Genomic DNA, 25,552 nt, shown 5'->3' on the forward strand with positions numbered 1-25,552 from the left:
AACGATCCTGCGCTCCAGCAATTGCTCCTAGAACATACCTAATGGAGAGGGGTTATCGCAATGACGATACGTCGTACCATCGCAATCCGGCTTGTAGCGACGAGCATCGTCGGCATTGGTGCCGTGACCCTGCCCTGCGTCGCCAGCGCGCAGCAGCGAAGCCTGTCGCAGCCGGCGATGCCGCTCGGAGAGGCGCTGGAGCGGATCGCCAAAGAGTTCGGCAAGCCACTCGATATCGATCCGAATGCGGTAGACGGCGTGACTGCCAACCCGGTGGTCGACGCCCACAGCGAGAAAGACGCCGTGCGGCAGGCCACCCGGGGCCTGCCGGTGGCGATGCAGATGACTCAGGACGGCCGGATCGGCATCTACAACGACATCGTCGTGGTGGCCCAGCGCGACGAGGCGGAAACCAGCGTGCTGGTGCGCCGGGCCAGCACCTCGTCGCGGCTCGGCCAGTCGCTGCGCGACCAGCCGCGCAACACGCAGGTCATCTCCTCCAAGCTGATCGAGGAACAGCAGGCGCTGACGATCTCCGAGGCGCTGGCGAATGCCGGCGGCGTCACCATCGCCACGACCCCGCAAGGAGGAAACGCGTTCTCGGTGCGCGGCTTCGGGGCGAACGGCTCGATCAACGGCATGCCTTCCACGTCGAACAACAACTTTAACGCCGGCACTATCCAGCCGCTCGGCAACATCGAGCGGATCGAGGTGCTGAAGGGCCCCGACGCGATCCTGACCGGCGGCGACAACATGGGCGGCAACATCAACATCGTCACCAAGAAGCCCAGCGCCACCGAGCGGCTGTACGCCACGGCCGAAACCGGCTCGTTCGGGCTGATCCGTGGTACGATCGACGCCAATCGGGCGCTGACCGACGATGGTCGCCTCTCCGCGCGCGTCATCGCCACAGGCCAAGACATGGACCGTAATTTTGGTGGCTATCGCGGCACCGAGGAGTATCTGTTCGCACCGTCGATCCGCTACAAGAACGCGGATACTGACATCATCCTGTCCACCACCCAAGCCCTGCAACGGGTCGGCGAGCCTCCCTATACGCTGCTTAACCTGGCGACGGGCAAGCCGGTCGAGATCGATCGCAGCAAGCCGTTCTTCGGCGGGCCGGATCAGGGCATCCGGGTCGGCACCAGCCAGTTCAACATCGACGCGACGCAGAAACTGACCGACTGGCTGACGGTCGTCGCCCGCGGTCAACATTCGGAACAGAGCTTCGCGCTTCGGGGGTACTCCCCGGTCACCGGCGTGGACGCCGCGGGCATCTTTTCCTACCTGACAGCCGGTGGAAACCAACGGGCGAATACCGACTCCATCGACGCGTTCGCGCGCGTCAACTTCAAAACCGGCATCTTCGAGCACAAGATCGTTGCCGGCTACACCTATGTGGATACGCAGACGAACAGCACCAGCGCGACCGGGGGCCAGTTCGCGCCCTACGACACCCGCAACCCGGCGAAGACGCCGATACGAGCGCTCAACGACAGGTTCGTCCCCTCGGTTTCGGTCGCCAGCGAGCAGCGCGGCTATTACGGCCAGTACCTGCTGAACTTCTCACGGTACCATCTGCTTGTCGGCTTGCGGAAGACCCCCGTGGCTGTCGAGACGATCGTCGACGGCGCATTCACCCGCGACGGAAAGCCGTCCATATCGAACGAGAAGACGTCCCCGCTGTCTCCCAATTATGGCGCGGTGATCGACCTGAGTGACAACTTGTCGGTATTCGGCTCGCTCGCCTACGGCTTCGCGCCCAACTACCAGTTGGGTGTCGACCGGCAGAAGCTGCCGGACCGGACCAGCCGCAACGCCGAGACCGGGATCAAATGGGACCTGTTCGACGAGCGCATGCTGGTCACCGCATCCTACTTCAGCATCCGGGAGATCAATGGCGTCGAAATCCTCCCACGCGTGCCGGGGGCGCCGGCCCAGCCGCGCTTCTACCGATCGGTGCCGGGTCGCCTTGCTCAAGGCGTCGACATCAACCTGAGCGGCGAGCCGATCCGGGGATTGTCGCTGATCGCGGCGTTCACGCGTACAGACTATGACCTGCTGTACGTCACGGCGGCCAGCAAGGTCGTCAACAACCTGCCCCGCGACATGTACAATTTCTACGCGTCCTACACGCGTCCCGTCGCCGACGACGTAAAGCTGGGGCTCGGCGCCGGTGTACAAGGACGGTCGGGCGCGTTCGTCGACCGGCTCGGGCTCTACAGGCTGGGGCCCGCGGTGCAGGCGAACCTCAACGGGATCCTGACGGTCGGCAAGTTCGACATCAATCTGAGCATCCGCAACGTCTTCGACCGGGACAATTACGGGACCAGCATCGATCCGTCCTACATTCCGCTCGGCGAACCGCGCAGCTTCCGGCTGTCGGTCGGCTACCGGTTCCGCTGACGTGCCAAAAGGCGAGTAGAGCGTGCTTCCACAACCCACGAAGACAGGCGAGGTCCTTCGCGAGAAGGGCCTCGCCCCGCCCCAGCCGGCGGGGCCGCGCTTTCGCCACGCGTGGCGTCTCATCAGTGCCTATTGGCGATCCGAACACTGGAAGTTCGCCTGGTTCGCGCTGATCCTGCTCGTCGTCTTTCAGTTCACCGAGGCATATTTCCTTCTTGCCATCAACCGCTGGCAGAAGAGCTTCTTCGACAGCGTCCAGCAGAGCAACGCCGCGCAGTTCGGGTCGCTGGTGCTGCTGTTCGTCGGCATCACGGCCGCGCAGGTGACCGTGTACCTGTTCGCGCGGGTGCTGCGGCAGGTCCTGTCGATCCGCTGGCGCGCCTTCCTCACCGAACGCTACGTCGATCGCTGGATGAGCCGCAACCGCTATACGGAGATCGAGCGGCTGCGGCTGATCGACAATCCCGACCAGCGCATCCACGAGGACATCAACCGGCTGACCGACATGGACGGCTCGACGACGGGGTCGACCAGCCCGGTCGCGATCGCGCTCGACATCATGGGAACGGCCGCCACGGCGGTGGCGATGATCTACGTCCTGCTGGAGACTGCGGAGGCGATCCGCTTCTCGCTGTTCGGCTGGCAGGTTTCGATCCCGGGCAGCACGGTCTGGTACGCCGCGCTGTATGCGCTGGTCACCAGCGTGCTGATCGCGTTTCTCGGTCGTCCGTTCATCCGTGCGCAGATGCGCCAGCAGCACCGCGAGGCGGATTTCCGTGCCGGCCTGATCCACGTCCGCCGCAACGCCCCGCAGATCGGGCTGGCCGGCGCGCTGCCGATCGAGCGCAGCGCGCTGCGCGACGCCTTTGCCGTGCTGAAGCGCAACTTCTACTCGGTCATCATCACCAGGACCGGGATCACCGCCGCGCAGCAGATTTTCCAACGGATCGGCGGCTTCCTGCCGCTGTTCCTGCTGGTGCCGCGCTTCTTCGCGGGCAGCATCAGCTTCGGGCAGGTGATGGCCGGGCGCGATGCGTTTGAGCGGCTGGCCTCCAACCTTTCGGTATTCGTGATGTACTACCAGACGATCGCCGAGCAGATCAGCTACATCAACCGTCTGAAGGGGTTGGACGACGCAATCGACGACGCGCGGCCGCAGGGCATATCCATCGGGGCCGGGGCACTGACGGGGGCGGCGATCGTCACCGGCGGGCTGCTGCTGCGCAAGCCCAACGGCGAGCCGCTGGCAGAGGTAGGCGACTGGACGGTGCGCCCCGGCGAGCGCTGGGCGGTGCGCGGCTCGTCCGGGGCGGGCAAGTCGACGCTGGTGCGCGCGCTCGCCGGCCTGTGGCCCGACGGCGCCGGCAGCGTCACGATCGCGCCCGACACCCACACCATGTTCGTGCCGCAGCGCCTGTACCTGCCGCTCGGCACGCTGAAGGCCGGGCTGTGCTTTCCCGACCATCCCGACACGCACGAGGATGCGGCGATCGTCGCGCTGCTGGAGCGGGTACGGCTCGGCCATCTTGCGCCCGACCTTCATGCCGAGCGGATGTGGCAGGAGGAATTGTCGCCGGGCGAGCAGCAGCGGGTGGCGCTGGTCCGCATCCTTCTCCAGCGCCCGAACCTGCTGGTGCTGGACGAGGCGACCAGCGCGCTCGACCCGGACAATGCGCGCCATTTCTACGCCTCGATCGGCGAGGCGATGCCCGATGCGACGATCCTCAGCGTCGTCCACGACGAGGCGCTGCTGACGTATCACACCCATATTCTGACTATCGTCGACGGGCGGGCTAAGGCAGATCGGCTCGGAGACGAGGCATGAGCGTATCGGGAAGCGCCCTGCGGCTAAGCGAAGCTGACCTGACGGACGCCGCGCAGTCGGCGGTCGCGGCGGCGGTCGCAGCAGGCGCCGACGGAGCCAGCGCGACCGCGCGCACCGATGGCGGCATCCGCGTGACGGTGCGCGACGGCGGCGTCGACACGGCGGTGCGCAATCTCACCCAGTCGCTTGGCATCACCGTGTTCCGCGATGGGCGCGCCGGCTCGGCGAGCACCGCCGCGCTCGATCCCGAGTCGATCCGGCGCACCGTCGCCGAGGCGACGACGATCGCCGCGGCGGTGCAGCCCGATCCCGATGCCGGCTTGCCGGACCCTGCCTGGCTCGCCTTCGACGGCCCGCAGCCGCCGCTCGCCGCACCGTCGGACCGACCGCTGCGCGCACTGATCCACCTCGCGCTCGCCGCCGCGCAAGCGGTGACGGACGCCCCGCCCGGGCAACGCGCGCGGCTGGACGAGGCCGGCATCTGGGTGAACGAAGCGCGCTCGGCGCTGGCGACGTCTGCCGGCTTGTGCCGGTCGTGGCACGCCACCGACCACGCGCTGTGGACGATGGTTCTGGCACAGGGCGCTGCGGGGGAAAGCGTCCGCGACTTCGTGCAGTCGAGCGAGCGGCGGTTCGACGCCCTCGAGGCGCCCGACGCAATCGCCGCCCGGGCGGTGGCACGAACGATCGAGCAGCTGGGCGGGCGCTCGATCCCCAGCCGGCGCGGGGCGGTGCTGTTCGACGCGCGGGTGGCGTCGGCGATCGTGTCGGACGTCGTCGCGGCCCTGGCGGGCGGCGCGCAGGTCCGCAAGGCGAGCGTGCTGCTGGATTCGATCGGCCGGGCGGTCGCGCCCGCTCATATCGACCTGACCGAAGACCCGTTCGAACCCTATGGCCTCGCCAGCGGCGGCTTCGACCCCGAGGGGATCGCGGGCAGCGCGCGGCCGGTGATCGAAGGCGGCGTGGTGCGGGGCTATTTCCTCGGCAGCGTCGCCGCGCGCAAGCTCGGGCTGCGTCCGACCGGCAACGCCGGCGGCGCGTGGAACCTGCGCTTTGCCAACCGCGATGACGGGAGCGACGCCGCGGCGATGCGGCGGCGGCTGGGCACCGGTCTCGTGGTGACGCACCTCAACGGCGGCGGCACCGATCCGGTTCGGGGCACGTGGACGCGTGCCGTGTCGGGCCTGTGGGTCGAGGGCGGCGAGGTGATCCACGCCGTTACCGACGTGACGGTGGCGGGCAATCTCGCCGACATGCTCGGGAATATCGTGGCGATCGGCGGCGACGTGTTCCGGGATGGCGCGATCCGCAGCGGATCGATCCTGATCGACGACATGCAGATCGGAGGTACGGCATGAGCACGCTCCCCGCCACCGCACTGAATACCGCCGAGGCGCGGCTGCTGGCCACCAGCGGCCTGACCCGCGACGATCTGTCGCGGACGCTGAGCGTGCTGTGGCGGCGTGGCACCGACCTAGCCGACCTGTTCTTCGAGGATACGCGCGCGCGGAGCTGGCGGCTGCAGGACGGCCGCGTCTCGGCGGGCTCGTTCCGGATCGGGCGCGGCGTCGGCGCGCGCGCGGCGGCGGGTGCCGATATCGCCTTCGCCCATTCCGCCGACCTCGGCCGCGCCGCGCTCGCCGACCTCGCCGACACCGTCGCCGCGCTCGGGCGCCGGCCGGGTGGCGATCAGGCGGACGTGGCGTTGGACATGGACGGTCCTGTCCATGCACTCTACGCGCCGGCGGAGACGACCGGCGCGACGGACGCCGCGGCATGGATCGCGCTGCTGGAGCAGGTCGACGCCGCCGCGCGCGCTGCCGATCCGCGCATCGTGCGGGTCGACGGCATGGTCCGCGCGATCGACCAGATCGTCCTCGTCGCCGATATCGACGGCCGCATCGCCGCCGACGTGCGGCCCACCGCGCAGGTGATGATGAGCGTCCTCGCCGAGGCCAACGGCCGCCGGGCGTCGGGCAACGCCGGCCTGGGCGGACGCTTCGGGCTGGAGGGCTTCACTGCGCCGCGCGTCGTCGACATGGTGAAGCGGGCGGTGCGTGCTGCAACCACCAATCTCGACGCACGCCCCGCCCCCGCCGGACGAATGCCGGTGGTGCTCGCGCCCGGCTATGCCGGCGTGCTGTTCCACGAGGCGGTCGGGCATGGGCTGGAAGGCGACCATCATCGCAAGCGCCAGTCGGCGTTCGACGGACGGATGGGCGAGCGGATCGCCGCACCGGGCGTGACGGTGATCGACGACGGCTCGTTGCCGGGGCTGCGCGGCTCGCTCGGCATCGACGACGAGGGCGTGGCGGGGCAGCGCACGGTGCTGGTAGAGGACGGCATCCTGACCGGGCTGCTCCAAGACCGGCTCAATGCGGGGCTGATGAACGCGCGCCCGACCGGCAACGGCCGCCGCCAGTCCTATGCGCACCTGCCGATGCCGCGGATGACCAACACTTTCCTAGCGCCGGGCCGCGACGATCCGGCCGAGATACTCGCCTCGGTGAAGAACGGCATCTACGCGATTGGCTTCGGCGGCGGACAGGTCGACATCGTTACCGGCCGCTTCAACTTCTCGACCACCGAGGCGTGGCTGATCGAGGACGGCCGCCTGACCGCGCCGATCGACGGCGCGACGCTGATCGGCGTCGGGCACGAAGCGCTGAAGAACATCTCGATGGTCGGCGGCGATCTCGGCCTCGACGAGGGCGAGGCGCTCTGCGTCAAGCAGGGCCAGCAGCTCGACGTCGGGGTTGGCCAGCCGACGATCCGGATCGACGACATGATGGTCGGCGGTCGCGCCGGCCGACAGGGATAGGAGCATTCATGGCAAAGGTAGCGAATATCACCGCGGCGGAGTTCGACACGGAAGTGGCCGGCCGCAAGGGGCTGGTGCTGGTCGACCTGTGGGGGCCCAATTGCGCGCCGTGCCGCGCGCTCGCGCCGATCCTCGACGATCTGGCGGAGGATTTCGGAGGCGAGGTGGCCATCTGCAAGATAGACGTCGAGGCGGAACAGGACATGATGGTGCGGCTGGGCGCGAGGGCGATGCCGACGCTGGCGCTGTTTCACGACGGTACGGAGGTCGACCGGATCGTCGGCATCTGCACCCGCTCGCGACTGACGGCGTGGCTGGAAAGTCATCTGTGACGACGGCTTTCCACGGCGATCCCTGGATCAAGTCGGACCTGCACGCGCGGCTGCGGCGCCACGCCGCCGCGGGCACGCTGGTGTTCGGCGCCACACGGTGGGACGGCGTCAGCGGCAGTCCTCTAGGCGTCTCGGCCGAGAGCGACGACTGCGCCGATTATGCGGCACGGTTCGGCTATCCGCTGGCACTCACCCCCCTGCTCGACATGATGACCGCCTACATCGCGCCCGAACGCGCGTTGGCCGACACGCTGGCGTGGGTCGAAACCGTGTCGCCCGGTGCCGACCTGTCCTGGGTACCGCTCGGGATCGCCGAGGAGATGTTGGTGCGAATGGGCGCTGCCGACCATGCGCCGTCCCGTCATGCGGCCGTGCTGGACCTGCAGCGCCGCGACATGGCCGGTGAGACGATTACCCGTGCCGACTGGACCGCGCTGCGGCGCGAGATGGAAGCCGCGACGGATGATGCCCATGGTCCCGAGGCGGTCGCGCTGCGGGCCTGCGCCATGGCCTGTTGGCCGCTACGGACCAGCCGCTCGGTCGTGGCGAGCCTCGTCCAGATGTGGCAGACGGGCGCGCCGCCTTCCCCCGACTTCAGTGTGGCGGACAGGATCCAGGCGGAGGAGACGCTGCACGCGATCATCGCCGAGATGCGGCCACGGCGCGAGGATATCCCGGGGCTGTTCCGCGATCGCGACCCAGATCTGTCGAGACGCTACGAAGCCGAGTTGCGGCGCGTCAACCTGATCGCCGAGCAACGCATCGCCGCATTGCCGCCCCTCATCCTTCACCACCTCGCCGCGGCGGGCACCCCCTGATCCGCCGGGCAGCCCCCATTTTCGACAAGGAACCGTCATGACCGACACCCTGCGCGATCCCACGCAGCTCCCCCCCTTCGCGGCGTTCACGCCCGACGTGATCGGACCGGCGCTGGAGACCGCGCTCGCCGGGCATGAGGCGACGGTGGCGCAGCTCACCGCGACGCGGCCGACCAGCTTCGCCGATGCATGGATGCCGCTGGAGCGCAGCGGCAACGCGCTCGACGCACTGTGGACGGCGGTATCGCACCTCCAGGCAGTAGCGGACACGCCCGCGCTGCGCGAAGCGCACCGGGAAGGTCAGGCGCGGCTGATCGAGACGATGACGCGCATCGGCCAGAACCGCGATCTCCACGACCTCTATGCCGCGCTGACCGCGCACCCCGAGTTCGCCGGCCTGCCGCAGGCGGACCGAGTCGCGGTGGAACGCGCGGTGCGCAACTTCACCCTCTCCGGCGTCGCGCTGGGACCGGAGGCGAAGGCGCGGTTCGCCGAAATCTCGGTCGAGCTGTCGAGCCTGTCGAACGCCTTCTCCAGCGCGGTCCTCGATGCGACCGACGCCTGGATCGAGCACGTCACCAACGACGCCCTGCTCGCCGGCCTCTCCGATACCGACAAGGCGATGTTCGCCGCCGCGGCGCAGGCGCGCGGGCTGGACGGCTGGGTGGTGACGCTCCAGCAGCCGAGCGTCACCGCGATCCTCACCTTCGCCGAGGACCGCGGGTTGCGCGAGCGCGTCTATACCGCATACGGTACCCGCGCGTCGGACCAGGGGCCGCATGCCGGCCGGTTCGACAACAGCGAGCGGATTGCGCGCATCCTGGCGCTGCGCCGAGAAGCGGCCGCGCTGCTCGGCTTCGCCAACCCGGTTGAGCGCTCGCTCGCCACCAAAATGGCCGCCAGCGCCGGCGAGGTGCTCACCTTCCTGCGCGACCTGGCGCGCCGCGCACGGCCGTTCGGCGAGCGCGAGGTCACGGCGGTGCGCGACTTCGCCGCGGCCAAGCTCGGCATCGCCGACCCCCAGCCCTGGGACATCGCCTTCGCCTCCAACCGCCTGCGAACCGCGCACCACGCGATCGACGAGGCGGAGATTCGCGCCTATTTTCCGGTCGAGCGGGTAATGCAGGGTTGGCATGCGCTGGTCGAGCGCCTGTACGGCACCCGCTTCGTGGCGCGCGACGACGTCGCGGTCTGGCATCCCGACGCGCGCTATTTCGATGCGGTCGACACCGACGGCACGGTGTTCGCCGGCCTCTATCTCGACCTCCACGCCCGCGCCGGGAAGCGCGGCGGCGCCTGGATGGACGAGGCCCGCCCCCGCCTTAACGACGGCAACGTTCGGCAGGTACCGGTCGCCTATATGGTGTGCAACTTCGCGCCGAAGAGCGAGGGCGCGCCGGCGCTTTTGTCGCATCGCGAGGTCGTGACGCTGCTCCACGAGACCGGCCACTGCCTCCACCACCTCTTCACCTGCGTCGACCGGCCGAGCATCGCCGGGATCAACGGCGTCGAATGGGACGCGGTCGAACTGCCGAGCCAGCTGATGGAGGATTTCGCCTGGGACCGCGCGGTGCTGACCGGCATGTCGGGGGATCACCGGACCGGCGCGCCGCTGCCGCCCGAATTGTTCGAGAGGATGGTGGCCGCGCGCCATTTCCAGTCGGGCATGGGGCTGCTCAGGCAGATCGAATATGCGATGTTCGATCTCATCCTCCATCTCGGCACGATGGGTGACGATCCGATGGAGGTGCTCGAGGCGGTGCGCGACGAAGTGGCGGTGGTCCGGCCGCCCGAATGGCATCGCTTCCCCCACGCCTTCAGCCACATCTTCGCCGGCGGCTATGCCTCGGGTTACTACAGCTACCTATGGGCTGAAGTGCTGGCTGCGGACGGTTTCAGCCGTTTCGCCGAGGCCGGTCTCGTCGACCGCGCCACCGGGAACGCCTTCCGCGCCGAGGTGCTTGCGCGTGGCGCCACCCGCTCTGCAGGCGAGAGCTTCCGTGCCTTCCGTGGCCGCGATGCCGAACTCACCGCGCTGCTCGTTCGCCATGGACTGGTCTGAGGCAGAGGGGAGGAACATCGGGTGAGCGCCTTCGCGCGTGTCGGTGAGGCTGAGATGCACGTCCTGCGCGACGAAGCCAGCAGCCTGCATGGCGTGATCGCCGCAGCATCACGCCAAGCTGCACTAGACCAACCCGCTCGAACGCCTGAACGGCGAGATCAAGCGGCGCACCGGCGTCGTGGGTATCTTCCCCAGTGAGGATGCCATTACCCGCCTCGTCGGCGCGCGCCTGCTTGAGCAGAACGATGAAGGGGCAGTTCAGCGGGGGCGCTACATGACGCTGGAAAGCGTCGCGCAATTGAGCGATGATCCTGCCGTCACGCTGCCGGCCATGGCAGCCTGACCAGCCCGGCCTCACCGGAGATCAATGCGATTACGCCGCTGACGCTACACCACCCCACCGGACACAACAAAATCCGAACCGCATCCGGCAGCTGTCAGCCTTCACCCTGACGAGCTTGATCGTTTTGAACGAAGACGCCTTTTCGATCGTCCACTTTGATCCATGCGAACGGTAGAGTCCGCTAGCTAGAACCAGACTTTCACCGCATAAGGAGTAAGCGACGGGATTTGATCGCTAGCTGCCGGGTGGCTTCGCCGCCGCGACGAGCCAGGCACGGTCATTCGGAGGCGCGCGGCCGCCCCTGAAAGAGGACGCTCGTTAATCGCAGCCTGGCCGCTGTTTGCTCACCCAGCGTCACCTCGCTGATCTGCATTCGTCAGACTTTCGATGACGATCGCTGTCCCCTCCGGAGACCAAGGGGAAACCTTGTGCATGATCCTCTCGAAAAGATTCGAAGCGAGATGATCGGCGAGTCATAGCTTCAGCAGTGGTAGGGACAAGTCGTCGAACCACGCTCGATCGAGCCCGGCGAACTGCCTTACGAAAGGCAGGATGGCGGCATCCGTCAGGCCCGCCTTCGTGCCGCCGAGTTGACCGCCAACACCAAATCGCGTTTCTAGATCCTGTAGAAACTCGAAGCCAAGATCGCGATGCCGGGTTGGGTCCGAGCCGTAGCGATCAGGAAATTTGTACCGGTCGAGGTGGTGCTTGAACACTTCGTCATTGGCCGCGATCAGTGCGGGATCGTCACGAGCGAGCCAATCTTCCGGGTCCCGGATACGCAGCGCCCAACGCATTATCGCGAGGCTTTCGTCGAGCACGACGCCTTCCGCCGTCACACGCACCGGCAATGTGCCCTTCGGCGACGCGGTGAACAGTTCCGCAGGCTTGTCGGAAAGCCTGACCTCCCGAAGCTCCCGGCGCACGCCACCCACGGCCAGTGCCAATCGCGCCCGCATCGCGAAGGGACAACGACGAAAGCTATAGAGAATATGGATGGCCATGACCCAGGCATACCGCCCATTCCTTGCCCCAGCCCCCCCCCGACAGGGAGGAACGCTGGACCGGCACTCGCCGGATAAATGAATTGCCGCACCTATCCGGTAATGGAATGATGCGACGATGCGGATACCAAAGTCAGCCGTCCTCGCCCTGCTCCTGGCGGTTCCCGCGAACGCCCAGATCGTCGCCCAGCCTTCGGCCGGGACCTATGTACGCGCGGTGGCGGCCGGCTATAAGGCGGCACTCTATTGCTCGGGCCACTTCAACGCCGGTCGGACCCCGGCGCAGATCGATGCCGACGAACTGACCGGCATCTATCCCGAGTATGACAATATCGTGCCGACGCTCACCGCGCAGATCGACCGCGCGCGTGGGTCCGTCGCCGTCGCCTTCGACCCCGCGCTGCCACCGCGATACGCGGTGTGGCGCCACGGCCGTGGCTGTGTGACGCTGCCGATCGGCAGCAAGGCGCCCGCGGGCAAGGCGTCGGCCGCACCACCACCGATTGCGGGGGCAGATCCCCGCCCATGGCCGCAGGGCGATGCCGGCATCGCAGTGCGGCCTTCCGCGCCGCTGACTGGAGCCATCGGCAAGGCGTTCGCCGGTGGCTATGGCGCCGGCGCGAAGACTGTCGGCGTGATCGTCGTGAAAGACGGCGAGGTCGTTGCCGAACGTTACAGCAGCGGCTTTGGGCCGTACGTGTCGAACCGGACCTGGTCGGTCGGCAAGTCGATCGCCGGAACGTTGATCGGCCTTGTCGATGCCGGCGCGCTCCAGGCGCCCGCCGCCGTGCCGCAGTGGAGCGCCGGTGACCCGCGAAGATCGATCACGCTCGACAACCTGCTGCGTATGGCGTCAGGCCTTCATAGCGACACCGCAGGCAACCGCACCGACGCAATCTATTTCGGCGGCACGGCCGTGGACGAACAGACGGTTTCCTGGCCTCTGGAGGCCCGGTCCGGCACGCGCTTCCGCTATGCGAACAACGACATTCTTCTCGCGGTTTATGCCACACGGCAGCGGATTGGCGAGGACAGGTATCGCACGTGGCCGAACGACTTGTTCGGCAAGCTCGGCATGGCGCACACGGTCGCCGAGACGGACTGGCATGGCAACTACGTCCTATCCAGCCAGCTGTGGTCGACCGCCCGCGACCTCGCGCGGCTTGGGCTGTTCTGGTCCCAGAACGGCGTCTGGGCGGGCCAGCGCCTGCTGCCGTCGGGCTGGTTGCGCACCATGACGACCCCCGGCGGACCCCAGCCGCCGAGCGGCCCCGGCTATGGCGCGACGATGTGGCTGTTCGGCCCCCAACAGGGGCTGCCGGTGGGCAGTTTTGCCGCGCAGGGTAACAGAGGGCAATATGTGATGGTTATCCCTGCGCGACATCTGGTGATCGTGAGACGCGGCGAGGATCCTGGCGCAGCGCGTTTCGACATCGCGCGCTTTGCCGCCGATGTCGCCGCAGCGCTGCCCTAGTGCCACGCTCCCCTCGCCTGACGTGCTACCGCCTCGTGAACACAGCTTGGGCAGCGTCGCCTCAATAGGCCAGCGCACAGCCGTCGGCACGCATCTCGCTCGCTGCGGCATAGACGCGGGTCGCGCCGTCCATGCGATGCTCCACGCATTCGTAGCGGCCGAAACCGCCGTCGGGCTCGCCGATCGCCCACCCGATTTCAGCAAGCCGCTGCCGCGTCGCCATCGGCACGCCAGTCTCCAGCCGCAGCAGGCCACGTGGGCCCAGTCCGGCCGCGTCCTCTCCCATCGACTGCGACGAGCCCTCATGGTGCCAGCGCGGCGCATCGCCCGCAGACTGGACTTCAAGACCATAGTCGACCCGGTTGACGATGATCTGCGTCTGCCCTTGCGGCTGCATATCCCCGCCCATCACGCCGAAGCTCATCCACGGATCGCCCCCACGTGTGGCGAAGCCGGGAATGATCGTCTGAAACGGTCGCTTGCCCGGCGCATAGATATTGGGATGGCCATCCTTCAGGCTGAACAACTGCCCGCGATCCTGGAACATGAAGCCCAGCCCGTCAGCGACCAGCCCCGACCCCATGCCGCGGAAGTTTGACTGGATCATCGACACCATCATGCCGTCCTTGTCGGCACAGCTGAAATAGGTCGTGTCGCCGTGGCTGGGCGCCTGCCCCGGATAAACGGGATCGAGGATGCGATCTGGTCGAATCAGCTTCGCACGCTGCCGGGCGTATTCCTTCGAGATAAGCCATTCGACCGGCACCTTGGTAAAATGCGGGTCGGCGTAGAAACGCGCGCGGTCTTCGTACGCGAGCCGCTTCGCCTCCGCTTGAAGATGGATCGACAATGGCGATTGGAAGCCTGCATCGCCCAAATCGAACGTCTCAAGGATGTTGAGCATCTGGAGCGTAGCGATGCCCTGCGTGTTCGCGCCCAGCGCATGCACATCCACCCCGCGATAGCCCGTCTGGTGCGGTTCGACCCATTCCGCGCGGTGGGCGGCAAGATCCTCGAACCGAAGCCAGCCTCCGATACGCTTGAAGTAGCGATCGATGACACGCGCGATGTCGCCAGCGTAGAACGCGTCTCGGCCGCCCTCCGCGATCGCACGATAGGTGCGTGCGAGGTCGGGATTGCGGAACACCTGGCCCGTTGCAGGCCCCTTGCTGTCGGCGAGTCCGTACGTCCGCAGCGCATTCGCCGTCTCTTCGATGCCGTTGCCTGGTCGGCGGAACGCGGCCATGCTGCGTCGGATGTAATAGGCGATGATGTCGGGCACGGGCGCTCCCACCTCGGCATAGGTAATCGCCGGTTCGAACAGCTGCGCCCAAGGCAGCCGGCCATAGCGTTGGTGCATCGTCCACCACGCATCGACTGCCCCCGGTACCGACACGGTCACCGCGCCCAGCGGTGGCAAGGCACCGCCCCGCGCCCGCGACCGTACCGTCTCTAGGTTGAGGCCCTGCGGCGACGCACCCGATCCCGCCAGCCCGACGACCTTGCGCTGCTTCGGATCCCAGATCATCGCATAGGCATCGCCGCCAATACCGCTGGAGGTTGGCTCCAGGAAACCGAGGCAGGCGTTGATCGCGATGGCGGCATCCACAGCCGACCCGCCCTGCCGCAGGATGTCGATGCCGGCCTGGGTCGCCAGTGGATGGGCCGTACCCACAGCCCCGTTGAGCCCATATGCCGCCGTGCGGGACGCGAAGCTCGCTCCGACCGGCCGATCGCCGGCGGTGACGTCGGGGCGCAAAAAGCGATCGGCACCCGCCTCCCAACGTTTCGGGAGCGATTGCATCGCCGGCTGAGGCGCGCCGCCCTGCCCTGGCCCTGGCGCACCCTGCCCACCGGATACCCGCGTGCTCGCTTGCTGTGGTTCCGCGAGAACCGAACCGGGCAAAAGCGCCGCACCCGGCACGGCGGCAAGAAAAGTTCGACGACGCATGATGGCTACTCCCCGGTGCTGGTGCGCATCCTCACCAAGGTGCCGGACAAGTACAAGGTGTATCCACGTGTTTCGGGGCTGCAGCTCAGTCAGCGCGCCTGCTCTGCCACGTCCGCGCTCGGATCGTCGTCCCAGATGCCAATCACACTCGAATGGCAACGAAATTGGTAGGCCTCTATCCCGCGGAAAGCCTATTCAGCATGCCGGTGGCCCGGTCTCGTAAAGCTGGCTCACGCGTGATTTCGAGCATTGCGGTAAGGCTGGCGCGGGCGGCGGTTACGTCATTGTCGATGATTTCCAGTCGGGCGCGTTCCCACCAAGGATGGGGATAGTTTGGCGCGATCGACGTCATCCGGCTGTAAAGCACCAGTGCCCGCCGACCTTTGCCAGCTTTCTCTGCCCGGGTTGCCTGATTGAGCAGCAGGCGAACAAGGATCGCCCGGTTCTCCATGGCCGCTACGTGCCGCACCGCGGACGAGACGTCGCTTTTCGCCGAGGCCAGCAGCGCGGTGATCTCTTCGACACCAACGAGCGCACCTCTGCGGAATGGATCGATGATCACAGGTTTGGCCTCATGTCCGACCATGACGAGCACATGCCCTGGCACATTCAGTATCTCGGCGGCCCAGCCGATGCGTCGAGCTGCGGCAACGTACAGGATCGACAAGCTGATCGGCAGACCGCGCAGACGGTCGATAACGCGGATCAGGTCGGCATTGTCGGGATTGTCGTACGTCTCTGCGTCACCCGAGAAGCCGAACTCTTCGGCAAACACCTGTGCGAGGCGGCCAGCACGCTCCGAGGCACCGGCGACACCGGCACCGACCCCGTCGAGGCGCGACGCAATGTCAGAAAGCGTGTCCTGATAAGGGCCAATGTCGATCTCGTCGTGATCGAGTAGCGCCAGCGCGAGCGCGGCTTCGTCCAGGACGATGTCGTCATCGTCTACCAGACCCAAGTCTTCAAAATTATCCATGCATTCCAAGATGGTGTTCGCGTTGGGTTGCGCAAAGGTGGCAGGCTTCCAGCTGTTGATCGGTCAGCCACACGGGATGCCGACCCATTTGCGGGCGTTCGCGCATCGCCAGTCGCTGCCCAGAACCTGCCGCTTGTTCATGTCGCTGATCGACCGCTCAAGCATCGGTCCCAGTACCGAAGGACAGGTTGGCTTCGGAGCCTCAGGGGCCGCGGGTTCGGCTTGGCAACTGGCAAATGGAGACTGATGCAGCCTCTTGATCGAAGTTAACTTGCTGAAGCGTATAAACATTTCTGTCGGATCACCTCTTGATCTTGGCCCGGTCTCGCGGCTCTGTTGAACTCAGGAGAGTGCGATGACCAGCAATGCCAGTTCAGATCCGCTGACGAACGTTGATGACGTCCTCATCACGGCTGAGCTGGCGAGCCGGCCGTCTCGCGCGGCGGATCATGAGGCCGAGAGCCGGGCGCTCGGCCTCCTTGCCGAGGAGATGGCCACCAATCCACGCGGCGTGCTCCAGAGATGCGCCGAACTAGTCATGGAGCTGTGTCATGCAGATTCCGCCGGCATCAGCATCCTGGAGCCCGGCGGAACGAGCGGCATGCTCCGCTGGCGGGCCGCAGCAGGCGCGTTTGCGCCCAACCTGCATGGCACCATGCCCGCCGAGGCCAGCCCCTGTGGGACCGTGATCGACCGCAATCGCGTCCTGCTCTTCCAGGAAGCGGAGCGGTTCTTCCCGGCACTGCGGAGTGTCGAACCACGCATCTACGAGAATCTGCTGACGCCCTGGCATGCGGAGGGCAAGGCGATCGGCACGCTCTGGGCCATCAAGCATACCCCCAACGGCCGTTTCGACGCGGAGGATGCTCGGGTCCTGCAAAGCCTCGCCCGCTTCACCGCCGCCGCGTTCCAGATGACCGCGGCCCTCGACGAGGCGTCAGCGGAGCGGGCGGCGTTGCAAGCGAGCGAGCAGCAGCTCCGCGACGTACTTGACTCGATGTCGGAAGGCTTCGCCCTGTTCGACACGGAGTTCAGGATCCTGGATGTCAACGCTGAGACTGTGCGGCTCGACGGACGCCGCCGCGACGAACTTGTTGGGCGTAATCATTGGGAAGCGTTCCCCGGAAGCGCAGATTCGCCGCAAGGTGAAATGTTCAAGCGGGTGATGCGTACCCGCACGCGAGAGGCGATGGAACATTCCTATAGCTGGCCCGACGGCAAAACGATGTGGGTGGATACGCGCGCTTATCCGACAACCCACGGCAACATTGCCATCCAATGGCGAGATATCACCGAACGAAAGCTCGCGGAACAGGCGCTACGAGAGAGCGAAAGCAAATACCGTACGCTCTTCGAGACCATGGGTCAGGGTTATTGCGAGCTGGAGCTCATTCGTGATGGCGACGGCCGGGCGGTCGATCAGCTGTACCTGCAACTCAATCCGGCCTTCGAGCGGATGTTTGGGATAGCCGTCGCCGACGCGCAGGGGCGAAGGGCCAGTGAGCTCTTTCCATACGTCGACCCGAAGTGGACCGAAACGTTCGACGCGGTGGCCAGGACACAAACGCCTCAGAGCTTCGAGAATGAGCACGGGGCCCGGTGGTACGAGACGTTCGTCTATCCGGCGAGCCGGGACCGGGTCGTCATCCTCTATGAGGATATCGACGACCGGAAACGCGCCGAAGAGCGGATGCGCGAAGGTGACGAGCGGCAGGCGTTCCTGCTCAGGCTGAGCGACAACCTGCGCGCGATCCCGGCTGAAGCTATCATCGAGCACGCGGTCGCAATGCTCGCCGAGGAGCTGCGGTTCGACCTTTGCTATATCGTGAGTGTCCTTCCGGAAAAGGATCGCGCCGACGTCATTCACCAGCTCCGCCGGGGTGCGGACATGCCTGAAGTTCCTGGGGTAATCCGGCTCTCCGACTACCCCAAAGCATTCCTGGAGTGGCAGCAAAGGACATTGGTGTCCGACGATATGGCGAACGATCCGGCGCTGACGGAGGTCGACCGCCGCAATGTCGCCGCCATGCGGTTCGGCGCGTTGATCGCGGCGCCGGTGCGTCGCGGCGCCGGCAACCCGATCTGGAGTGTCGTCGTCGTCATGGCGACCCCGCGACGGTGGACCGCCAGCGAGGTTGCCTTGATCGAAGAAGCGGCCGAGCGGACATGGGCCGCTGTCGAACACGCGCGCGCTGAGGCTGCGATCCGAGACAGCGAGGAGCGGTTCCGGCAATTTTCCAACGCGTCTGCAGCCGCTCTCTGGATCAGGCAGGCCGACACCCTCACGATGGAGTTCGTCAGCCCTGCCATCGCCACGATCTATGGGACCGAGCCCGACAGGCTTTTGGGCGACCTGGCCCGCTGGGCAGCGATGATCGTGCCAGAGGATCGCGAGACTGCCTTGAGCCGCCTCCAAGCTGCCAGTGCGGGCGAAACCGTCACGCATGAGTTCCGTATCCAGCGCCCGACCGACGGCGCCTTCCGCTGGATCCGTAACACCAGCTTTCCGCTCCGCGACGATCGGGACATCCCCCGGGTGGGCGGCATCGCCGAGGACGTAACGGAGGCGAAGCTGGCCGTCGAGCATCAGGGCGTGTTGCTCGCCGAGCTGCAGCACCGCGTGCGCAACATCATGGCGATGATCCGCTCGATGGCGCGGCGATCCGCAGACGGAGCTGCGGACGTTGAGGAGTATCGGACGCTGCTCGAAGGACGGCTGCTGGCTCTGGCCCGTGTTCAGGCGCTGCTCACGCGGCATGCCAACACTGGTGGCTCGCTGCGTGACATTGTCGAGAGCGAAGTCGGCGCGCAGGCCCATGGTGGCGGGCAGTATGAGCTTGTCGGACCCGACGTGCAGCTGTCGCCGAAGGTGGTTGAGGTGCTCACGCTTGCGCTTCACGAGCTTTCGACCAACGCGCTCAAATACGGCGCCCTTTCCGTCGCCGATGGCCGCCTTCGCGTAGAGTGGGCGCCGTTTGAGAAGCGCGGCCGGACGTGGCTCGGGTTGGATTGGGTCGAGCAGGGCGTGCCGCCACGGCAAACGGCGGCGCGACGCGGCTTCGGCAGCGACCTGATCGAAGGCAAGATTCCCTATGAGCTCGGCGGCAGCGGCAAGATCACCATCGAGACCGACGGCGCTCGCTGTCGTCTCGAGTTGCCGCTCAAGGAAAGCGAGAGCATCCTCGAGACGGACGCGCCGTCCCCCATCACAGTTTTTGGAGGTATGCTGGATATGTCTGGAGCACCTGACCTGACGGGCCGCAGTGTGCTCGTTGTGGAGGACGACTATTACATCGCCGGAGACACGGCCGCCGCGCTGCGCGGTGCGGGCGCCACCGTGCTCGGTCCTTGTCCCAGCGAGGACGCAGCGCTCGATCTGCTCGACACGGCAACGCCGACCCACGCTGTGCTCGATCTTAATCTCGGTGGAGGTGGGCCCCGGTTCGAGATCGCGCACGCGCTGAAGGAGCGCGGCATCTCATTCGTCTTCCTGACCGGATACGATCCAGATGCCGTTCCGCCCGATCTCGTCGATGTTGTCCGACTGCAGAAGCCAGTAACCTTCAGCCGCATAGTTGAAGCCGTCGCACAGCTCTAGCGCGGCGTCTCAGTCGGTCGACTCAGGAGCGACAGCTTCACCGTCGATCAAGAGCAGGCCGGAAGGTCAAAAAAACGTCTTGGAAGCAGTCGGCCCCTCGGGCCGCGTTGACCCAGAAGCCGACCGTGGCGACGCACTCTGCCCTTCCGATTTCCGTCTTTCGTTCATAGAACCTATCAGCCAGTCAGCCCATTTTTTGCGGCGTGTTTACCTCCCTGGCATATCATTGACTGATCAAGTTGGCTTGATGGAGATGGCTGATGGGTCACTCGTCGATGGACCCTGCATATCATGAACTCCGGCCTTGGAACGAAGGCCGACTGGTCGGCGCCAAGCGGGCTCTGAAGCAGCAGCAGGTCTGGGCCATCCGCTTTTGGCTCGATCAACACAGGCGACTCCGTGACCGAGCCCTTTTTGACTTTGCTATCGATAGCAAGCTCCGCGGCTGTGACGTGGTCAAGGTGCGCATTGGCGATGTGGTTTCGGGCGGGCGTGTGCGCGACCGCGCGGTCGTCGTTCAGCAGAAGACTAGGCGACCCGTTCAGTTTGAGTTGATGGACACGGCTCGGAAGACGATGCGTGCGTGGTTGGAGCGCCGAGGCGGCACCCTGAACGACTTCGTCTTTCCGAGCCGTAACGACTACATGGCCCATATAAGTACGCGACAATACTCGCGTCTCGTGCATGAGTGGGTCGTTGGCATTGGCCTTACTCCTCAGGATTATGGAACGCATTCGCTCCGACGTACGAAGGCTTCGATCATCTATAAGGCCACGGGAAACCTCCGCGCCGTTCAGATCCTCCTCGGCCATGCCAAAATAGACAGTACGGTGCGTTACCTCGGCGTGGACGTGGAAGATGCATTGGAGTTGGCGGAACGAACCGAGGTGTAAGCAGATCCCGCATTCTGTCATTCAGCGCGGCCTTGTCGTGTCCCGACTTCCGCAGTTCGTTCACCTTGCAAAAGTCGTCCCATCCACGGCCAAATCGGATGACCGAACATCTGGCGTTGGGGGGAAACGGTCTGGCGGCTTCCTACCAGCATCTTGCAAAAACAGCCGTTCGCGCAGAGCCTATCGCCATGCGTGTTCCCATCCTTCTCTTCTTACCGCTCGTATTGGCTTCTTGCTCGTCCGGTTCAGACGAAAGCCAACAGGCCACTTCAGTCCGCTATGCCGCAGAAGGGGGCGGGCCTGTCGCAATCAAATTGGCTCGGCAGGCCTGTAAGCACCTGCGTGAACCGCTGAGAGAACATGAAGAGTTCGACGTCGGCATTTCGAATTATGAAGCGTGCCTCGGCGAACGTGCGAACCTGACCCATCCGGCTAACCCGCAGCTTTGTGCTCTCGCGAAGAGCACAATGTCGGCTTCTCGGACATGCATCCTGGGCGAGTGATGTTCGCAAATGGGCGAGAGCGTCCACCCCGCCGCCGCCACGTCGACCCACAAGTGGACCTTCAAACCACTCGATCAGCTTGCCACAAGGCGCCGTCTGTTCATCTTCACGCTCCGATGTCACCAACGCTCACGCCAGGTCGTTACCGGCCCGAGCCATACCCGACCGGCAGGCGATCTCCGCCATCGTGTACCCCCAGCGGCAGCGCGACACGACATGCGAGCGATTGCCATGCCTGTCTCTGGCAAACGTACTCGTCGATTCCCACGCGCGACACCGCGATATCCGCCTCGTCCAGCGTGCGGATCGCAGCCTCATAACCTAGGCGCGTCGTCTGCGTGTCTTGGGAGCGCTCTGAGAGGCCCCGCGCCGTCGGGCAATGGATGTCGAGCGTCTTGAGCAGCAGCCTCGCACCGCGGCGCAGCGATGCGGCGGACGCGGTCGGGATGGAAGCCGGCGGCACCGGGCTGCAACATGCCTATGACCGGGTGAAGCAGGCCCTGTATCTCGAGACGGACCGCGGCGAGGCGGTGCGCAAGGGCGGCATCCTCTCGATCCTCGGCGTCTATGGCCTGATGGACAAGTTCCCGCTTGGCCTGCTGATGAACAAGGGCGTGACGGTCAGGGCCGCCCAGCAACATGGTCAGGCCTATGTCCCGCGCCTGCTGGAAGACGCACAGCGCGGCGCGTTGACGCCGGCCACGCTCGCCACGTACCGCTTGTCGCTCGAAGAGAGCCCCCGGGGCTGTCACATGTTCAAGCACAAGGAAGATGGCTGCCTGCGCGCCGTATTCGCGCCCTGACGTCACCAAGGCTCTGCGTCGACGCGGAAGACCGTGTGAGCGGGTAGGTCGGCCGTCGGCGGTGCAACCGACGGCCCGGATCGCCACCCGTTACTGCGCCTGCTGATCCTTTGCGGTGCGGGTGACCTCGGCCCTGCTCATCTGCGAGACGAGGACGTCGCCCGATCCGCTGAAATTGGCGGCGGGCAGCTGGGCCAGACGGTTGCCGACGGCGACCGTCACCGCCTCGACCGCGCCACTCGCACCGGCCCGCACGGCCTGTACCGTCCCGATCACGCGGCCCCGCGCGTCCGCTACGTTCATGCCGCGCGTTACGTCGAAACTGCCGGTGCCATCCGCCGCCGCGCTGCCCGCCAAGGCCAATTGCCCGGTGCCGAGACTACCGGCCGCATTGCCGCTTCCCGCCGCATTGCCGGCGCCGGCAAAAGCCTGTCCTGCCGTCGTCCGCGCGCGATCCAGCGTCGCACCACCGGCGCTCCGGACCTGCGAAACGGCGTTGCGAGCGGAGGAGACGCCGTTGCGCGCCGTGCTTGCGATCGCGTCGGTGCCGATCAGTTGCGTGTCCACCGATCCCGCCGCGGAGCCGGACCCGCCTGCCGAGCCACCGATCGAGCGTCCCGCAGGACTCGCTGCGCCGTCCAGCGCCGATCCGCCCGACGCGTTGCCGGAGGCGTTCGCCCGCCCGCTGCGGGTGTCGACTCTGCGCTGTGCCTGCACCGACCCGCTCGACGCGGCTGCACCGCTCGTGCGTCCCATCGTATCGCCGAGCATCCCGGTGGCGCTGCCAACGCCGGCTCCGCTCCGAGATCCACCCAGAGTGCCGCCGAGCATACCACCCCCGGCGCCGCCCAGCAGCTGGGCCCCGGCGGGCGAAACGGTCATCAGGCACAGGGCCGTGCCGATCAGCCACTTGGTCATCTTCAATCTCCTTCAGCTGTTGCGTGTCTGATCGGATAACGGATGGCCTGATCCGTTTAATCCCGAAAAAATCAGCGTGGCGGCGTGCGGCAGTTGCCGCACACCAAGCCGCGGCCGTAGCGCGAGCCGAGCGGCCGCGCTCCGCGATCGACGGACGCGAGTGCCGCGGCGCGACGGCCGGGGTCCGCCGAGGGGTAGGCCCAGGCGAGCGTACCCGCGACCAGCGGTGCGGCGAACGACGTCCCGCGCACCGCCACCGCACGCCCGTCGGTCGCGGCCGCCATCATGTCCGCGGCGGGCGCGGCATAATCGAGATGGGACGCCCTGCCTGCCTCGATCAAGATGCGGTTGCGCGCATCGACGCCGGTGACGGCGATGACACCCGGATAGGAAGCGGGAAAGCTCGGTGGCGATGCCGGGCCGTCATTGCCGACGGGCGCGACGATCAGCATGCCCCGCGCCTGTGCCGCCGCAACGACGCGGGCGAGCAGCGGGTTGGCCGGGCCGACCAGACTGATATTGACCACGGCGACACGCTGGCCGGCCAGCCATGCGAGCCCCTTGGCGATGGCGGTCGCGTTGCCGCCGGCGGGGTCCGTGCCATAGACGTCCGCGATGACCAGCCGCGCCCCCGGCGCCGCGCCCCGGATCGGTCCGCGCCCGGCGATCAGCGAGGCCACCGCGGTGCCATGGGCACTGGCGTTCGGCGCACCGGTGGCGAAACCGCGCTGTTCCACCGCACCGGCCACCCCGCCATCAATCACGCCGACCCGTGGCGCCGTGGCATCTGGTGCAGATGGAGCAAGGATGGCCAGCGGTGCTGAGGCGACAGCGCCACTTTCGGCATGTAACTGATCGGCGGCGACGTCCTGCGCGCCAAGTTTGCGCAGATCGCGGATCGCCGCGGAAAGGCTGCGGCCCGGCGGCGCGGCCAGACGGGCAAAACCCACCCCAAGCAGGTCGCCGCTGTCGATCACTCGATAGCCGCGCTGCGTGGCGGCGGCGATCACGTTTGCCTCGGGATCGGTCACCACCACTTCGCCGGCGCGGGCCGGGAAGCCCTGAGGGTCCCTTGTGATCCGATCCGGATACCGCCGCACCAGCGCGGCGACGCGATCGATCCTCAAGGCTTCCAGCGCGCGTCCGCCGCGCTCGGGCAAGCCCGCGACCGCGTCCGTCACCGGCCTGAGCGCCGGCGCCAGCCCACCGATATCGGGCACGGCGGGCAGCAATTGAGCACCCGCCGCTCCCGCAACTGTCAGCAGCAGCGCCGCTGCCAGCGATACGATCCTCGCCTTCATCGCCGTGAATATGCCATCATGGGGATGAAACGGCCATCGGCATCCGTTTCATCCGGTAACAAGGACATTGGAACGGCATTGGCGAGGTTCGAGGACGAGTTGCTGGCAATCCTGCCGCGCTTGCGGCGCTTTGCCCGCTCGCTGTCGCGCGACGCCGCGGACGGCGACGACCTGTGCCAGGTCGCGATCGAAAAGGCGCTCAACGCGCGCGACCAATGGCAACCGGGAACAAGGATGGACAGCTGGATGTACCGCATCACCCGCAACGCCTGGATCGATCAGGGCCGCGCCCGCACCCGCGCCGCCCAGACCCTCCTGCCCGAAGAGGCGGGCGCAGCAATCGGCGACGATGGCGCCCGCGCGCTCGAGGCACGGCTGGAGCTGGCGCATGTCCAGCGCGCGATGGCCGCCCTGCCCGACGAACAGCGGGAAGCGGTCGCGCTCGTCCTGATCGAGGGGCTGGCCTATAAGGAAGCCGCGGCGGTGCTGGACGTGCCGATGGGAACGCTGACTTCGCGGCTGGTGCGCGGACGCCAGGCGCTGCTCGCGCGGATGGGAGAGGCGGCATGACGATCGATGACGCGCTGCTGATGGCCTACGCCGATGGCGAGCTCGATCCCGTCACCGCAAAACGAGTCGAACGCGCATTGGCGGACGATCCCGCGCTCGCGCACCGTCTGGCCGAACACCGCGCCCTGCGCGAGCGGATCGGGCGTGCGTTCGCACCGATCGCGGAAGAGCCGGTGCCGGAGCGGCTTTCAGCGTTGCTGAAGAGCAACGTCGTCGTGCTGCCGCCGCGCCGTCCCTCCGTCACGCGCTGGTGGCCGGCGGGAGCGGTCGCGGCCGGGCTAGCGCTCGCGATCGGACTGGCCGCGCCGTGGCAGAATTCACCCGGCAGCGGCGATCATGCCGGCGGCGCGATTGGCGACGCGCTCGACCAGCGGCTTGCGTCGAGCGACGGCGATCCTCGGCTGCTCGTCAGCTTCCGCAATCGAGAGGGCGAGTATTGCCGTGTCTTCGCCAGCCAGGCGCAGGACGGCATCGCCTGTCGCGACAGTGACGGTTGGCGGCTGGTGCGGACCATGCCGGGGAGTCAGGCTGCCGGGACCGACTATCGTCAGGCCGGGTCCGGCGATGCAACCTTGCTGAGCGCCGCTCAGGCGATGATGGCGGGCGAGCCGCTCGACGCTGCGGGGGAGGCCAGCGCCCGGCAACGCGGCTGGCGCTAAGCCCCTCTCCGGCTACAGCCGGACGCCGAGCCGCAGTCCGGCACCCGCATCCGGCGCGCCGCGGCTCAGCCCGGCGCTGCCCTGTACCCCCAGCGACAGGCGCGGCGACAGGCTCGTCTCCAGTCCCGCGGCAACCTCCCGCCGGTTGCCGCTGGTGTCGCTGACGCGCGAGGCGTGCTGATAGGCAAGGCTGATCTCGCTCGCCTGTCCGACCCGCAGGGCCACACCGCCGCGCGCGATCGTGACATTCTCCAGCCGATAGCCGGCGGGCTGGCCCACCACGGTATATCCT

General features: G+C 66.8%; 20 protein-coding genes and 2 pseudogenes. 16 read left to right on the top strand and 6 right to left on the bottom strand.

All coding sequences use genetic code 11. The features are described from left to right. The first annotated feature begins 60 nt into the window (after positions 1-60). The 8 genes and pseudogenes from Q0U08_RS01570 to Q0U08_RS01605 all read left to right on the top strand — a co-directional run. Positions 61-2,409, top strand: a complete 2,349-nt coding sequence (locus Q0U08_RS01570; protein ID WP_298089329.1) for a TonB-dependent receptor — start codon at positions 61-63, stop codon at positions 2,407-2,409. Positions 2,410-2,431: 22 nt separating this feature from the next. After that, complete coding sequence (locus Q0U08_RS01575) at positions 2,432-4,234, top strand: ABC transporter ATP-binding protein/permease (protein WP_298089330.1); 1,803 nt, start codon at positions 2,432-2,434, stop codon at positions 4,232-4,234. Further along, a complete protein-coding gene (locus tag Q0U08_RS01580; RefSeq protein ID WP_298089331.1) occupies positions 4,231-5,592 on the top strand; it encodes a metallopeptidase TldD-related protein in 1,362 nt (453 codons plus the stop codon). Before Q0U08_RS01575 ends, Q0U08_RS01580 begins: the two co-directional genes overlap by 4 nt. Continuing rightward, positions 5,589-7,055, top strand: a complete 1,467-nt coding sequence (locus tag Q0U08_RS01585; RefSeq protein WP_298089332.1) for a metallopeptidase TldD-related protein — start codon at positions 5,589-5,591, stop codon at positions 7,053-7,055. Before Q0U08_RS01580 ends, Q0U08_RS01585 begins: the two co-directional genes overlap by 4 nt. 8 nt (positions 7,056-7,063) lie before the next feature. After that, a complete protein-coding gene (locus Q0U08_RS01590) occupies positions 7,064-7,387 on the top strand; it encodes a thioredoxin domain-containing protein (protein WP_298089333.1) in 324 nt (107 codons plus the stop codon). Beyond that, positions 7,384-8,205 (top strand): hypothetical protein, encoded by an 822-nt coding sequence (locus Q0U08_RS01595; protein ID WP_298089334.1) that lies wholly within the window; start codon positions 7,384-7,386, stop codon positions 8,203-8,205. Before Q0U08_RS01590 ends, Q0U08_RS01595 begins: the two co-directional genes overlap by 4 nt. 37 nt (positions 8,206-8,242) lie before the next feature. Further along, positions 8,243-10,267 (top strand): M3 family metallopeptidase, encoded by a 2,025-nt coding sequence (locus Q0U08_RS01600; RefSeq protein WP_298089336.1) that lies wholly within the window; start codon positions 8,243-8,245, stop codon positions 10,265-10,267. 103 nt (positions 10,268-10,370) lie between these two features. Next, positions 10,371-10,610: pseudogene (locus Q0U08_RS01605) on the top strand (transposase); the annotation flags it as partial. 473 nt (positions 10,611-11,083) lie between these two features. Here Q0U08_RS01605 and Q0U08_RS01610 read toward each other — a convergent pair. Then, the gene (locus Q0U08_RS01610; protein ID WP_367271091.1) at positions 11,084-11,614 is read right to left on the bottom strand and encodes a glutathione S-transferase N-terminal domain-containing protein; all 531 of its coding nucleotides are present in this window, start codon (positions 11,612-11,614) and stop codon (positions 11,084-11,086) included. A 118-nt stretch (positions 11,615-11,732) separates the two neighbouring features. On the opposite strand from Q0U08_RS01610, the gene Q0U08_RS01615 reads away from it, so the two are divergent. Further along, positions 11,733-13,088, top strand: a complete 1,356-nt coding sequence (locus Q0U08_RS01615) for a serine hydrolase (protein ID WP_298089337.1) — start codon at positions 11,733-11,735, stop codon at positions 13,086-13,088. A 61-nt stretch (positions 13,089-13,149) separates the two neighbouring features. On the opposite strand, the gene Q0U08_RS01620 is transcribed toward Q0U08_RS01615, so the two are convergent. Beyond that, positions 13,150-15,039, bottom strand: a complete 1,890-nt coding sequence (locus tag Q0U08_RS01620) for a gamma-glutamyltransferase family protein (RefSeq protein WP_298089338.1) — start codon at positions 15,037-15,039, stop codon at positions 13,150-13,152. Here Q0U08_RS01620 and Q0U08_RS01625 point away from each other — a divergent pair. After that, on the top strand, positions 14,962-15,210 hold the full coding sequence (locus Q0U08_RS01625) for a hypothetical protein (RefSeq protein WP_298089352.1): 249 nt from the start codon (positions 14,962-14,964) through the stop codon (positions 15,208-15,210). The genes Q0U08_RS01620 and Q0U08_RS01625 overlap by 78 nt on opposite strands. 4 nt (positions 15,211-15,214) lie before the next feature. Here Q0U08_RS01625 and Q0U08_RS01630 read toward each other — a convergent pair whose 3' ends face one another. After that, positions 15,215-16,015: a transglutaminase-like domain-containing protein gene (locus tag Q0U08_RS01630; protein ID WP_298089340.1), complete on the bottom strand. Its 801-nt coding sequence runs from the start codon at positions 16,013-16,015 to the stop codon at positions 15,215-15,217. A 355-nt stretch (positions 16,016-16,370) separates the two neighbouring features. Here Q0U08_RS01630 and Q0U08_RS01635 point away from each other — a divergent pair, with 355 nt between their 5' ends. The 4 genes from Q0U08_RS01635 to Q0U08_RS01650 all read left to right on the top strand — a co-directional run bounded on the left by Q0U08_RS01635 (position 16,371) and on the right by Q0U08_RS01650 (position 21,812). Beyond that, on the top strand, positions 16,371-19,613 hold the full coding sequence (locus Q0U08_RS01635) for a PAS domain S-box protein (RefSeq protein WP_298089342.1): 3,243 nt from the start codon (positions 16,371-16,373) through the stop codon (positions 19,611-19,613). 260 nt (positions 19,614-19,873) lie between these two features. Then, complete coding sequence (locus tag Q0U08_RS01640) at positions 19,874-20,506, top strand: tyrosine-type recombinase/integrase (RefSeq protein WP_298089344.1); 633 nt, start codon at positions 19,874-19,876, stop codon at positions 20,504-20,506. A 98-nt stretch (positions 20,507-20,604) separates the two neighbouring features. Next, positions 20,605-21,009, top strand: coding sequence for a hypothetical protein (locus Q0U08_RS01645; protein WP_298089345.1), 405 nt, complete (start codon positions 20,605-20,607; stop codon positions 21,007-21,009). 395 nt (positions 21,010-21,404) lie between these two features. Continuing rightward, complete coding sequence (locus Q0U08_RS01650) at positions 21,405-21,812, top strand: hypothetical protein (RefSeq protein WP_298089346.1); 408 nt, start codon at positions 21,405-21,407, stop codon at positions 21,810-21,812. Positions 21,813-21,902: 90 nt separating this feature from the next. Here Q0U08_RS01650 and Q0U08_RS01655 read toward each other — a convergent pair whose 3' ends face one another. Together Q0U08_RS01655 and Q0U08_RS01660 are read right to left on the bottom strand one after the other, a co-directional pair. After that, on the bottom strand, positions 21,903-22,730 hold the full coding sequence (locus Q0U08_RS01655; RefSeq protein WP_298089347.1) for a hypothetical protein: 828 nt from the start codon (positions 22,728-22,730) through the stop codon (positions 21,903-21,905). 71 nt (positions 22,731-22,801) lie between these two features. After that, on the bottom strand, positions 22,802-24,031 hold the full coding sequence (locus tag Q0U08_RS01660; protein WP_298089348.1) for a S8 family serine peptidase: 1,230 nt from the start codon (positions 24,029-24,031) through the stop codon (positions 22,802-22,804). 78 nt (positions 24,032-24,109) lie between these two features. Between Q0U08_RS01660 and Q0U08_RS01665 the strand changes: the two genes are divergently transcribed. Together Q0U08_RS01665 and Q0U08_RS01670 are read left to right on the top strand one after the other, a co-directional pair. Next, positions 24,110-24,601 carry a sigma-70 family RNA polymerase sigma factor gene (locus Q0U08_RS01665; protein WP_298089349.1) on the top strand — a complete coding sequence of 164 codons (492 nt, stop codon included), beginning with the start codon at positions 24,110-24,112 and terminating at the stop codon, positions 24,599-24,601. Continuing rightward, positions 24,598-25,260 (top strand): anti-sigma factor, encoded by a 663-nt coding sequence (locus Q0U08_RS01670; RefSeq protein WP_298089350.1) that lies wholly within the window; start codon positions 24,598-24,600, stop codon positions 25,258-25,260. Before Q0U08_RS01665 ends, Q0U08_RS01670 begins: the two co-directional genes overlap by 4 nt. 12 nt (positions 25,261-25,272) lie before the next feature. On the opposite strand, the pseudogene Q0U08_RS01675 reads toward Q0U08_RS01670, so the two are convergent. Next, positions 25,273-25,552: pseudogene (locus Q0U08_RS01675) on the bottom strand (hypothetical protein); the annotation flags it as partial.

Origin of the sequence: uncultured Sphingomonas sp. (assembly GCF_946477935.1) — a bacterium.
GTDB lineage: Bacteria > Pseudomonadota > Alphaproteobacteria > Sphingomonadales > Sphingomonadaceae > Sphingomonas.